This window comes from Streptomyces sp. NPDC004031, from assembly GCF_053604375.1.
This window is the reverse complement of the sequence record NZ_JBSGHL010000061.1, coordinates 39,322-51,679: the sequence shown is the minus strand read 5'-3', so window position 1 is coordinate 51,679 and position 12,358 is coordinate 39,322. Positions and strand designations below refer to the sequence as shown.

The 12,358-nt window shown below is 71.4% G+C and carries 10 protein-coding genes; 2 read left to right on the top strand and 8 right to left on the bottom strand.

Annotation, left to right across the window (positions count from 1 at the left end; all coding sequences use genetic code 11):
• Positions 1–110 precede the first annotated feature (110 nt).
• The 5 genes from ACWERV_RS30055 to ACWERV_RS30035 form a co-directional block, all read right to left on the bottom strand.
• Complete coding sequence (locus ACWERV_RS30055) at positions 111–2,681, bottom strand: glycosyltransferase family 4 protein (protein ID WP_452938996.1); 2,571 nt, start codon at positions 2,679–2,681, stop codon at positions 111–113.
• A 129-nt stretch (positions 2,682–2,810) separates the two neighbouring features.
• The gene (locus ACWERV_RS30050) at positions 2,811–4,094 is read right to left on the bottom strand and encodes a nucleotide sugar dehydrogenase (RefSeq protein ID WP_452938994.1); all 1,284 of its coding nucleotides are present in this window, start codon (positions 4,092–4,094) and stop codon (positions 2,811–2,813) included.
• 4 nt (positions 4,095–4,098) lie between these two features.
• Positions 4,099–5,685 (bottom strand): glycosyltransferase family 2 protein, encoded by a 1,587-nt coding sequence (locus ACWERV_RS30045; RefSeq protein WP_452938991.1) that lies wholly within the window; start codon positions 5,683–5,685, stop codon positions 4,099–4,101.
• Complete coding sequence (locus tag ACWERV_RS30040) at positions 5,682–6,701, bottom strand: Gfo/Idh/MocA family oxidoreductase (RefSeq protein ID WP_452938988.1); 1,020 nt, start codon at positions 6,699–6,701, stop codon at positions 5,682–5,684. Before ACWERV_RS30040 ends, ACWERV_RS30045 begins: the two co-directional genes overlap by 4 nt.
• The gene (locus ACWERV_RS30035; RefSeq protein WP_452938986.1) at positions 6,698–7,807 is read right to left on the bottom strand and encodes a DegT/DnrJ/EryC1/StrS family aminotransferase; all 1,110 of its coding nucleotides are present in this window, start codon (positions 7,805–7,807) and stop codon (positions 6,698–6,700) included. Before ACWERV_RS30035 ends, ACWERV_RS30040 begins: the two co-directional genes overlap by 4 nt.
• Before the next feature lie 772 nt (positions 7,808–8,579).
• Here ACWERV_RS30035 and ACWERV_RS30030 point away from each other — a divergent pair.
• Together ACWERV_RS30030 and ACWERV_RS30025 are read left to right on the top strand one after the other, a co-directional pair.
• Positions 8,580–9,620: a glycosyltransferase family 2 protein gene (locus tag ACWERV_RS30030; RefSeq protein WP_452938983.1), complete on the top strand. Its 1,041-nt coding sequence runs from the start codon at positions 8,580–8,582 to the stop codon at positions 9,618–9,620.
• An 8-nt stretch (positions 9,621–9,628) separates the two neighbouring features.
• Positions 9,629–10,066 (top strand): GtrA family protein, encoded by a 438-nt coding sequence (locus tag ACWERV_RS30025; RefSeq protein ID WP_398181627.1) that lies wholly within the window; start codon positions 9,629–9,631, stop codon positions 10,064–10,066.
• A 68-nt stretch (positions 10,067–10,134) separates the two neighbouring features.
• Here ACWERV_RS30025 and obgE read toward each other — a convergent pair whose 3' ends face one another.
• From obgE to rplU, 3 genes are all read right to left on the bottom strand, one after another.
• Complete coding sequence (gene obgE, locus ACWERV_RS30020; RefSeq protein ID WP_398181624.1) at positions 10,135–11,574, bottom strand: GTPase ObgE; 1,440 nt, start codon at positions 11,572–11,574, stop codon at positions 10,135–10,137.
• A 122-nt stretch (positions 11,575–11,696) separates the two neighbouring features.
• Complete coding sequence (gene rpmA, locus ACWERV_RS30015) at positions 11,697–11,951, bottom strand: 50S ribosomal protein L27 (protein ID WP_398181621.1); 255 nt, start codon at positions 11,949–11,951, stop codon at positions 11,697–11,699.
• A 14-nt stretch (positions 11,952–11,965) separates the two neighbouring features.
• Positions 11,966–12,289 carry a 50S ribosomal protein L21 gene (gene rplU / locus ACWERV_RS30010; RefSeq protein ID WP_031514535.1) on the bottom strand — a complete coding sequence of 108 codons (324 nt, stop codon included), beginning with the start codon at positions 12,287–12,289 and terminating at the stop codon, positions 11,966–11,968.
• Between the last annotated feature and the right edge of the window lie 69 nt (positions 12,290–12,358).

The following is a 12,358-nucleotide window of genomic DNA, read 5'->3' as shown; positions in this document are numbered from 1 at the left end:
ATACGTAGCGGTCCGGTGGCGGGGGGCCGTCGGGGTTGGGGGGTGGGTGGCGGCGTTCGGCCAGGGGTCCCACCCGCCTTCGCCGTACCGGCTCCCTCCCGGCGGCGCGGTCAGGAGGCCAGGAAGGACCGCAGCGCCCGGCTGGTGGCCGTCCCGTCGTGGTAGGTCCGCACGTACTTCGCGGAGTCCACACCGATCTGGGCGGTCGCCACCGGGTCGGACAGCAGCCGTTCCATCGTCTCGCCGAGCTTGTCGGGCGCGCAGTTGACGATCGGCGGGGCCTCACCGATCGCCTCGGCGACCTGCGCGTCGAGGTAGGCCACCACGGGCTTGCCGGCCGCCATGCCCTCGCAGGCGAAGGTGCCGTAGCTGCCGACCGCGAACTGGTCGACGACGATGTCGGCGTTCTGCACCATCTCGCGCATCCGCGTCCAGTTGACGCCCTCGGCCAGTTGGAAGTCGATGGCGCCGCGCTCGTGCAGATCCTGCAGGACGGGCATGATCCGGTCGGTGCCCTTCGTCCAGCGCTTGGACGGGGCGTGCAGCACCACCGGGCGCTTGCGCTCCATCACGGGGCTGTCACAGGCCCAGGAGTCGATGTCGACGACGAGCGGCGCCCAGGTGGCCATCGGCAGGTCGTGCAGCAGGTCGGGGGTGGTCACGAAGACCGGCAGCCCGCACTCCTGCGCCGTCCTGACGTTGCGTTCGGCGATGGCGCCGAGCCGGTCGGCGTAGCCCTCGGGGGCGTCGAAGAAGAGCGAGTACGGGTTGCGCGCCATGTGCTCGCGCGGCAGCCGCACCTCGCTGCCGTGCGCCAGCAGCGCCACCTTGATGCCGGCCTTGCGCAGCGACGGCAGGTCGCCCTCGATGCTGTCGCCGTTCAGCCCGCCGAAGAGCGGCAGGAAGGCGTCGGCCAGCAGGTGGGTGTAGCGCGGCAGGACGCGGTGGACCTGGTCGAGCTGGACGTCCAGGTTCTTGAGCGTCCCCCGGTCGACGTAGACGTCCGCCGGGTAGTCGAAGGACGTCGGGGCCTTGTGCATGACCACCTCGACCGACACGTCCGAACGCTCGCGGCACACCGCCTGCGCGAACGTGGCCAGCTGCCCGGCGTAGTTGGCGGGGCCCATACCGAGCCGGACCGGGGTCGACTTGGTGAGCGGGGTCCACAGCAGCTGGTGGTCGCCGGGGGCCGACTCGGCGTCCTCGGTGGCCGCGTGCTCGGTGGCCTCCCAGGACACCGGCCCGGCGGGCGGCGGCGGGGTCGCGCCCGACAGGTTCCGGTAGAGCGCCAGCAGGCCCTCGCACTGGAACTCCCACGACAGGTCCTGCCGGATCTGCTCGGTGATGTTGCCCTTGAGCGTGGCCAGCCGGCCCGTCGCGCGCCGCACGGCCGCCGCGAAGGAGACCGGGTCGTCGGCGGTGTGGACCTCTCCGACGTCGTGGTTGCGGACGTACGCGCTGAGCGTGCGCACATCGCTGGAGATGATCGGCAGACCCGCGTGCAGGTACTCGGCGGCCTTGGTCGGCAGCGAGTTCTCCACGTTGGGCGAGCGCCGGAAGCTGATCACGCCGAGGTCGGCGCTGGCCAGGTAGTCGGGTACCTCGTGCTGCTCGACGTAGGGCACCACGTGGATACGGTCGCGCACGCCGAGCTCCACCGCCTGGTCGAGCAGTTCGGTCAGGCCGACGCTGCGCCGGCCCGACACCAGCGCCAGATGGTGGTCGGGCAGGTCGGGAAGGGCGGCGACGACCGTGTCCAGGCCGCGTATCGCGTCGATCCAGCCCGCGTACACCAGCAGCGGCACGCTGTCGTCCAGCCCGCACGCGGCACGCACCGACACCCGTCCCTGGGCGGTGCCGATGGACTCGCGCACCGGCGCGTTGCGCACCACCAGCGGCACCTTGGGCAGGTGGTGGTCCTTGCGCAGGATCTCGGCCAGCTCCGGCGAGACCGTCACCACGGCGTCCGCCTTGCGTATGAACTCCTGCTCCAGCTGGACGTAGGCGCTGCGCATGAGCGGCTTGGGCCACTCGACACCCGCCACGTACTCGTGCGAGTCGTACAGCCAGGTGCACCGCTGCCCCGCGGCACGCATCCGTGCCGCGGCGCGTGCGGCCACATGGATCATGGTGATGTCGTTGGCGTGGATGACGTCGGGGGCGACCTTCTCGATGGCCGGGCCGAACGCCAGGTCCAGGTCGAGCAGCGCGGGCCAGTCGCGGCGCCAGTCACCGGACGACGGGCGCTCCTCGGGGCGGCGCCGCTCCTCCCAGCCGTACGCGCGCACGCGCAGCTTGTGCACCTCACGGCGGGCGCGCACCCAGGCCTTCAGGCCGACCGCGGGGATCTTGGTGACACCGTTATCGCTGAGCCAGCCGATCCGGGCGGACTGCTCGCGCACCCATGAGCGGTGCGCCGACTTCAGCTGCTGGAACTCGCCGCGGCTCTTGATGCCGAACTGCGTCAGCCGCACCCGGGGGGTGGTGTGGCGGCTGCGGACCGCCTCCCGCCGGGTCATCTGCTGACCGACCGGAACCCGGATGACCTTCACCGGACCGAACCACGCGTACTCGATCCGCTTGCCGGTGGCACGGCCGATGAGGGTGACGTCCCAGCCGTCCCGTGCCGCAGCCAGCGCGGTCTTCTGCACCCGGGAATCCCCGGTGATGCGGTTTGCCACGATGACGGCAAGTTTGGGCCGAGACGCGGGCGTTGTCATGCGGATTCCTTTTGTTCCTTTTGTTCACAGAAAGCACAGGGCACCGGCCGAGGACCGGTACGGGTCGTACAGGTCCATAGTGCCGCAGCATCAACCGCCGATGACGACCCGGCGTACGCCTTCCCACAGCGCGGGGTCGGTGGTGCGGCGGCCGTCCACGAGGACGCGCACCTCCGGAAGGTCCGCGGCCGACAGGTCGCGGTACTCGGCGTGGTCGGCCTGGAGCACCGCCGCCGTGACGGCCTGCCCCGTGTGCGGGGTGAGGCCGAGCGCGGTCAGCTCCTCCGCGGTGTACATCGGGTCGGAGACGTACGGCACCGCGCCGCGCTCGGCGAGCGCCGCGACCGTGCCGAAGACGCCCGAGAAGGCGGTCTCCTTGACGCCTCCGCGGTAGGCGGCGCCCAGCACCAGCACCTCGACGCCCGTCAGGTCGCCGTAGGCGGCGGCCAGCAGGTCCACGGCGTACGACGGCATGACCGCGTTCGCCTCGCGCGCGGCGCGCACGACGGTGGCCTCCGGGTCGTTCCACAGGTACATCCGCGGGTAGATCGGGATGCAGTGGCCGCCGACCGCGATGCCCGGCTGGTGGATGTGGCTGAAGGGCTGGGTGTTGCACGCCTCGATGACCGCCTTGACGTCGATCCCGGCCTTGTCCGCGTAGCGCGCGAACTGGTTGGCCAGGCCGATGTTGACGTCGCGGTACGTGGTCTCGGCGAGCTTGGCCATCTCCGAGCCCTCGGCCGAGCCCAGGTCCCACACGCCGTTGGGGCGCGTGAGGTCGGGGCGCTCGTCGAAGTCCAGCACCGCCTCGTAGAACTCCACACCGTGCGCGGCCGAGGCCGCGTCGATGCCGCCGACGAGCTTGGGGTAGCGGCGCAGGTCGGCGAAGACCCGGCCGGTGAGCACCCGTTCGGGGCTGAAGACCAGGTGGAAGTCCTCGCCCGCGGTCAGGCCGGAGCCCTCGGCGAGCATGGGCGCCCAGCGGTCGCGGGTGGTGCCGACCGGCAGCGTCGTCTCGTACGACACCAGGGTCCCCGGGCGCAGGCCGCGCGCGATGTCACGGGTTGCGGCGTCCATCCAGCCGAAGTCGGGCACCCCCTCGGCGTCCACGAACAGCGGGACGACGACGACCACGGCCTCGGACTCGGCGACGGCCGCCGCGGTGTCCGTGGTCGCCGTCAGCAGCCCGGCGCCCACGACCTCCTTGAGCTTGACGTCGAGTTCGAACTCTCCGGGGAAGGGCTCGGTGCCGCCGTTGACCAGCTCGACGACCTTCTCGTTGACGTCGGTGCCGATCACCCGGTGGCCCTTGGAGGCGAACTGCACGGCCAGCGGGAGCCCGATCTTGCCCAGGGCCACGACACATATCTTCATGGTGCTACTTCTTCCTGAGTCGGAGCAGTCGCGCTGCGACGGCTCGCAGCCCGATCGGAGCGACCTTGCAGACCAGCCGCCCCTTGTCGTCTGACGTGAGGGACACCACGTAGACCCGCGCGCCGCGGCGCAGCAGGCGCTGCCGGGTCGTCCCCGCAGCCCGCAACCGCACCTGGTAGGGCGTGCCGGCGATCGTCACCGCGAGCACCGGCCGCCACCGGACCCCGGCCCGCGGCGCCGCCGCGACCAGCGCCCGCAGCGGGATCCGGCCGCCGACCAGGGTCGCGGCGCCGCCCTTGGGCATGCCCTTGACGGAGGATTCGCCGGTGACCTCCGCGACCCCCTCGGGTCCGGCCAGCACGACCTGGACACCGAAGGCGGGCCCCGCGCCGTACGGGCCGAGCAGCTTGACGCGCGCGGTCAGGTCGAGGACCGGGCCCTGGCCGGAGCGGCTGAGGGTCGCGGACACGGCCTTGGCGCCGGCGGCGAGCCGTCCCGCGACGCTCTCCTCGACGATCTCGAACCAGCGCATGGGCAGGGCCGCGTCGGCGTCCCGGAAACCGGGGTAGCGGGCGTAGGCGTGACCGCTCTCCAGGACGAACGGCGGGGCGCCGTGCTCCGCCTCGTCCTCGATGAGCGCGCACAGCTCGGCCATCCGCCCGGCCTGCGCGAGGCCGACACGGACCCGCTGCTTGACGCCCATGCTGTCGCGCACCGCGTCGGTGAGGTAGCGGCGGGCGAGGTCGGCGACGCCCTGGAGCAGGCGCTCGCGCACATCGGCGTCGAGAGCCGGGAAGTCGTCCTGGAGCAGCTTGGCCAGCTCCCAGCGGAAGTGCCGCATGAGCACGGCGTCCCGCAGCGGACCGGGCTCCACCAGGCCGGCGACGTGGTCCATGATGCGCGCCGCGCACGCGAGGCGGGCCTCGTGGTTCGCCCGGTAGGTGATGTTCCCGGAGTCCTCGCGCTTGACGGCGTAGTAGTACGTGTCGTCGGCGAGCACCGAGATACGGGAGGCGCGCAGGCACGCCTCGATCGTGAAGGGCTGGTCGCTGCCGACCGGCATGTCCTCGGGGAAGCGCAGCCCGTGCCGCTCGACCAGCTCGCGCCGGAAGAGCTTGGTGTTGGCCACGGTCCACGGCAGCGCCGAGTTGGTGAACGTGACGTCGTGCCGCGTCTCCTGGTAGAGCTCCTGGTGGACGTAGCGCCCGTTGGTGCCCTCCATCTTGCCGATGACCACGTCCGAGCCGTGCTCGTCGGCGGCCGCGACCATCCGCTCCAGGGCGTACGGCGCGAGCCGGTCGTCGGAGCCGATGAAGAAGACGTAGCGGCCGGTGGCGGCGTCCAGCGCCTTGTTGCTGGGCGCCGCCGGGCCGCCGGAGTTCGGCTGCCGCAGCACCTTCACGGTGTCCGGGTGGAGGCTGGCGAAACGCTCCAGCTCCTTCGGGCTGTCGTCGGTCGACCCGTCGTCGACCGCGACGACCTCCAGCCGGTCCAGGCCGATGCTCTGCTCGACGAGCGAGGTCAGGCAGTCGGTCAGGTACGGCATGGTGTTGTAGACGGCCACCACGACGGTGACGTCCGGGGTGGTCACCCGTGCACCGCCACGGGGCCGAGCTGGACGGTCTCGCCGGTCTGCGCGGACTCTATGACCGCCGAGGAGACCTCGACCGTCCGCAGGCCCTGGCGCAGGGTGACGATGTCGGCGTCCTTGCCCAGCATCGCGTCCCGGAACAGCTCGTGCTCCACCAGCAGCGGCTCGCGCTTGGCGAGCGCGTAGCGCACCATGTCGCCCTCGGCGACCCCGCGGAAGGCGCGCAGCGCCTCCCACTCGGTGGTGATGACACCGTTGGCGAAGAACGTCAGGTCGGCGGTGAGGGTGTCGGCCACGAAGCAGCCGCGCTCGCCGGTGACCACGGTGGTGCGCTCCTTGAGCGGGCTGAGCCAGTTCACCAGGTGGTTGACCATCGTGCCGTCGGCGAGCTGGCCGACGACGGCGACCATGTCCTCGTGCTCGCGACCGCTCTTGGAGACGGTCCGCGCGGACACCGAGGTGTAGTCGCTGCCGGTGACCCAGGAGGTCAGGTCGATGTCGTGGGTCGCGAGGTCCTTGACCACGCCGACGTCGGCGATGCGGTGCGGGAACGGCCCCTGGCGGCGGGTGACCACCTGGTAGACGTCGCCCAGCTCGCCCGCCGCGAGCCGCGTCCGCAGGCTCTGCAGCGCCGGGTTGAAACGCTCGATGTGGCCGACACCGGCCACCAGGCCGCGCGTCTCGAAGGCCTCGACCAGCCGCTCCGCGGCCTTGACGGTGTGCGCCAGCGGCTTCTCGATGAGCGCGCCCGCACCGGCCTCGGCCAGCGCCAGGCCGACCTCCTCGTGCAGCGCGGTCGGGCAGGCCACGACCGCGTAGTCGACGCCGATCTCCAGCAGCTCGGCGACCGTGCCGACGACCGGGGCGCCCTGCGCGGCGCCGTTGACGTCGCCCAGCGGGTCGACGACGCCGACGAAGTCGACGCCCTCCAGGCCGGCCAGCACACGGGCGTGGTTGCGGCCCATCGCGCCGAGGCCGACCAGGCCCGCGCGCAGCCGCTGCGTGGACTCGCTCATCGCTGCTCCCCCAGGGCGTTGACGGCGGTGACGATCCGCTCCAGGTCGTCCTGGCTCAGCGACGGGTGGACCGGCAGCGACAGCACCTCGGCCGCGGCCTTCTCCGTCTCCGGCAGGTCCCACTGGCGGTTGGCCTTCTGGTCCGGCTCCCAGAACGGCTTGAGCCGGTGGATCGGCGTCGGGTAGTAGACACCGCTGCCGATGCCCTGCTCGGTGAGCGCCTTCTGCGCGGCGTCCCGGTCCGCGACCCGGATCGTGTACTGGTGGTAGACGTGCCGGGCGCCCTCGGCGACCGGCGGGACGACGACCCCGGTGAGGTGCGCGTCCAGGAAGGCGGCGTTCGCCCGGCGCTGCTCGGTCCAGCCGGCGAGCTTGCCGAGCTGCACCCGGCCGATCGCGGCGGCGACGTCGGTCAGCCGCATGTTGGCGCCGACGATCTCGTTGGCGTAGCGCTGCTCCATGCCCTGGTTGCGCAGCAGCCGCAGGGTGCGGGCGGTGCCCGCGTCCGGGGTGCTGACCATGCCGCCCTCCAGGGCGTGCATGTTCTTGGTCGGGTAGAAGCTGAAGCAGGCCGCGGCGCCGAAGGCGCCGACGGGGGTGCCGTGCAGGGCGGCGTCGTGGGCCTGCGCGGCGTCCTCGACGATCGCCAGGCCGTGCTTCTCGGCGATGGGCACGATCTTGTCCATCGCGGCGGGGTGCCCGTAGAGGTGCACCGGCATGATCGCGGCGGTGCGCGCGGTGACCGCGGCCTCGACGGCGGCGGGGTCGACGCAGAAGCTGCCCGGCTCGATGTCGACGAAGACGGGCTCGGCACCCACCAGGCGGACCGCGTTCGCGGTGGCGGCGAAGGAGAACGACGGCACGATCACCTCGTCGCCGCTGCCTATGCCCAGCGCGAGCAGCGCCAGGTGCAGGGCGGAGGTGCCGGAGTTCACAGCCACGCAGTGGCGGTCGGCGACGAGCGCGGAGAACTCCTGCTCGAAGGCGGCCACTTCGGGGCCCTGCACCACGCTGCCGCTGCGCAGCACGCGCACGGCGGCGTCGATCTCGTCGTCACCGATGACGGGTCGAGCGGCGGGTACGAATGCCGGCTCAGCGCCTGACATGGTTCCCTCCCTTTCCGCACTTTGCGTAAGGCGGGTGCGGACGCCTCGCCGGAGGCCGTACCCGAGGTGTGGATGTGTGTCCGGCGGCCGGTCCCGTGGGCCGCTCGGCTGCCCTCACGGCCGGGCGCCTGTGCGGCGACCGACCGTTCGGTTCCAGATGCCCGCTGCCGCGATCGTCGTACCGGCACAGCGGCAGGGAAGCACGGCGGGCGGGTGCTCTGGCGCCCTCACAGTACCAGGGGTGCCCAGCCCCTCCAGCGGCCCGACGTGCGAAATCACACGGGCCCGAGCGGGCCCGCGACGCCGCATTCCACCGGGACCGTCCGGCACCCCGGAGGGCGCCGCGCGGTGGATCACCCGCGCCGCCCGGCGATTTCCCGCGTGATCACTTCGGTGAACTCCCGGCGTCCGAATGAGGACCCCGCCTTGAATAACATCCGCCGGACTTCTCCGGCACCACCGGCCGGATTTCCCTCATTCACCGCGTCCGCCCGCCCATCCGGCGGCCGGACACCGGATATTCGGCCCGCACACCCCGCCGCACCTGCACCGCTCCCCGTACCGTGCGGCTCCGGTGCCGGGCGGCGCGAACGACTCCACGGTCGAGTATCCCCCCGGCAGCGCCTCGTTATTCCTCGGTTCACTTTCTCTTTGCATTCAAGGCCGGGCGGCACAACTCGTGAATGCGGGAGGCTAAGCTGATCGAACGGGGTATGGTGCGGGCACCGCCGCCAGTCCCCCACATCCACGTGCGGCGCCGAAAGTGATCCCCATGCGACTATCGATCGTTGTTCCCTGCTACAACGAAGAGGCCGTGATCGACCTCTTCGACCAGCGGATCCGCGAGACGCTGGACACCTTGGACGTCGGCTACGAGCTGTGCTACGTCGACGACGGCAGCAAGGACGCGACCCTCGACCGGCTGCGCGCCCTGGCCAAGAACAACCCGGACAGCACGCGCTACGTCTCCTTCAGCCGCAACTTCGGCAAGGAGGCCGGGATGCTGGCCGGCCTGCGGGAGGCCGGCGGTGACGCGGTCGTCGTCATGGACGCCGACCTCCAGCACCCGCCGGAGCTGATCGCCCGCATGCTGGAGCTCTACCACCTCGGCCACGACCAGGTCATCGCCCGCCGCACGCGCGAGGGCGACAAGAAGCTGCGCACCGCGGTGAGCCGGCTGTACTACCGCATGATCAACTCATGGGTGGACGTCGAGCTGACCGACGGCGTCGGCGACTTCCGGCTGCTGTCCCGCCCCGCGGTGGACGCGCTGCTGTCGATGCCGGAGTACAACCGCTTCTCCAAGGGCCTGTTCTCCTGGATCGGCTTCGACACGGTCACCTTCGACTACCGCAACGCCGCCCGCGAGGCCGGCGAGACGAAGTGGCGCTTCGGCTCGCTCATCAACTACGGCATGGACGGGCTGATCTCGTTCAACAACCGTCCGCTGCGGGTGGCCATCTACACCGGCCTGGGCCTCGCCGCCCTCGCGGCCGTCTACGCCGCCGTCATCACCGTGCAGGCCATCGTCCAGGGCCCGACCGCCCCGGGATACGTCACCCTGCTCGTGGCGATCACCGGCCTGGGCGGACTCCAGATGATCATGCTGGGGCTGATAGGCGAATACATCGGCCGTATCTACTACGAGACCAAGCGCCGCCCGCACTTCCTGGTCAAGGAGACCAACACGCCGCGCAGCTTCCGGGTCGGCGACCAGGCCGGGGCACCGTACGGCGAGCTGCGCCCGGAGCCGTCGGCCGCGTCGGAGCTGCCCGAGCCCGCGGAGCGTTCCGGCCCGCTGGGGATCGGTTAGGTTCGAGCGTGCCCAAGCTCTCGCCGCAACTCCTCCAGATCGTCCGGTTCGCCCTCGTCGGCGGTGTGAACACCGCCACGTTCTACGGCTTCTATCTGGCGCTGCACCCGCTGATGCCGTATTTCGCGGCCTATTCGGCGGCCTTCGTGCTGAGCATGATCGGCTCGTTCTTCCTCAACACGTACTTCACCTACCGCACCCGGCCGACCTGGAAGAAGTTCTTCCTCTTCCCGCTGACCAACGTCACCAACTACGTGGTGACCAGCATCGGCGTCTATGTCTTCGTCGAGTGGGTCGGGATGAACGACAAGATCGCGCCGCTGGTCGCCGCGGCCGCCGCGATCCCGTTCACATACGTGCTGTCCCGGCGGATCCTCACCCGTGACGTCCCCGGCGAGCCCGCCGGGAACGTCACCGAGGACAAGCCGCCGGCGACCGTCTGCTGAGACCGGGGCCCCCGCCAGGACGGGGGCCGCGTCCGTTCCGGCCAGGGCCGGACCGGACCGCACCCGGCTCAGGCGAACGGGTCGAAGCCGTGGTACTCGTCCTCGGCCTCGTCGCGCTCGGCCTGCTTGTCCTTACGGCGCTGGGCCGCCGCGCGGGGCGCGTCGAAGCGGTGGTCCTCGCCGCGGCGGCCGAGCATCTCGGCGCCCGCGGCCATCGTCGGCTCCCAGTCGAAGACGACCGCGTCCTCGTCCGCGCCGATCGCCACGCCGTCGCCCGCCTTGGCGCCCGCCTTGCGCAGCTCGTCCTCGACGCCCAGCCGGTTGAGCCGGTCCGCGAGGTAGCCGACGGCCTCGTCGTTGTTGAAGTCGGTCTGCCGCACCCAGCGCTCCGGCTTCTCGCCGCGCACCCGGAAGAGGCCGTCCTCCTCCGTCACCGTGAAGCCGCTGTCGTCGACGGCCTGCGGGCGGATGACGACCCGGGTCGACTCCTGCACCGGGCGCGCCGCGCGCGTCTCGGCGACGATCTGCGCGAGCGCGAAGGACAGCTCGCGCAGCCCCTCGTGCGCCACCGCGGAGACCTCGAACACCCGGTAGCCGCGCGCCTCCAGGTCGGGCCGGACCATCGCGGCCAGCTCGCGCCCGTCCGGCACGTCGATCTTGTTGAGGACGACGACCCGCGGCCGGTCCTCGAGACCGCCGCCGTACGCCCGCAGCTCCGCCTCGATCACGTCCAGGTCGGAGACCGGGTCGCGGTCGGACTCCAGCGTCGCCGTGTCCAGCACGTGCACCAGCACCGAGCAGCGCTCGACGTGCCGCAGGAACTCCAGGCCCAGCCCGCGCCCCTCGCTCGCGCCGGGGATCAGACCGGGCACGTCGGCGATGGTGTAGACGGTCGTGCCCGCGGTCACCACGCCGAGGTTGGGCACCAGCGTGGTGAAGGGGTAGTCGGCGATCTTGGGCTTGGCCGCGGACAGCACCGAGATCAGCGACGACTTGCCCGCGCTCGGGTAGCCGACGAGGGCCACGTCCGCGACGGTCTTGAGCTCCAGCACCACGTCCCGCGCGATGCCCGGCTCGCCCAGCAGCGCGAAGCCCGGCGCCTTGCGGCGGGCCGAGGCCAGCGCCGCGTTGCCCAGGCCGCCGCGACCGCCCTGCCCGGCCACGAAGGACGTGCCCTGGCCGACCAGGTCGGCCAGCACGTTGCCCTGGCCGTCCAGCACGACCGTGCCGTCCGGCACCGGCAGCACCAGGTCCTGGCCGTCCTTGCCGGAGCGGTTGCCGCCCTCGCCGGGCTTGCCGTTGGTGGCCTTGCGGTGCGGGCTGTGGTGGTAGTCCAGCAGCGTCGTGACGTCCTGGTCGACCACCAGGAGGACGTCGCCGCCGCGCCCGCCGTTGCCGCCGTCCGGCCCGCCCAGCGGCTTGAACTTCTCCCGGTGCACGGAGGCGCAGCCGTGGCCTCCGTTACCCGCGGCGACGTGCAGCTCGACGCGGTCCACGAAGGTGGTCATGGCGTTTCCTCCAGATACGTACGGGTGTGCGCCCTACGGCGCTGTCATAACACGCCGAGGGCGGCCCCGCTTCCCGTGCGCCGGGAAGGGGATCCGCCCTCGGAAAGTCCTCAGCGTGCCGTTCAGGCAGCCGGAACGATGTTCACGACGCGGCGGCCCCGCTTCGTGCCGAACTCGACCGCACCGGCCGACAGCGCGAACAGCGTGTCGTCCTTGCCGATGCCCACGCCCGCGCCAGGGTGGAAGTGCGTGCCGCGCTGGCGGACGATGATCTCACCGGCGTTGACGACCTGGCCGCCGAAGCGCTTGACGCCGAGCCGCTGAGCGTTGGAGTCGCGACCGTTCCGGGTGGACGATGCGCCCTTCTTGTGTGCCATCTCTCCTCAGTCCCTTACTTCGCAGCCGCGGCGGGGATGCCGGTGATCTTCAGCGCCGTGTACTGCTGGCGGTGACCCTGGCGACGCCGGTAGCCGGTCTTGTTCTTGTAGCGCAGAATGTCGATCTTCTGGCCCTTGTGGTGGTCGACGATCTCGGCCTGGACCTTGATGCCGGCCAGCACCCACGGGTCGCTGGTGACGGCTTCGCCGTCCACCACGAGCAGCGTGGAAAGCTCGACGGCGTCGCCGACCTTGCCGGTGGAAATCTTGTCGACCTCGACGATGTCGCCGACGGCCACCTTGTGCTGGCGGCCACCGCTGCGCACGATCGCGTACACGCGGAACTCACTCTCTGCTCGATGCGGAACCCCTGATGCCAGCCGTCCCACGGTGCTCGACGGGAGGCC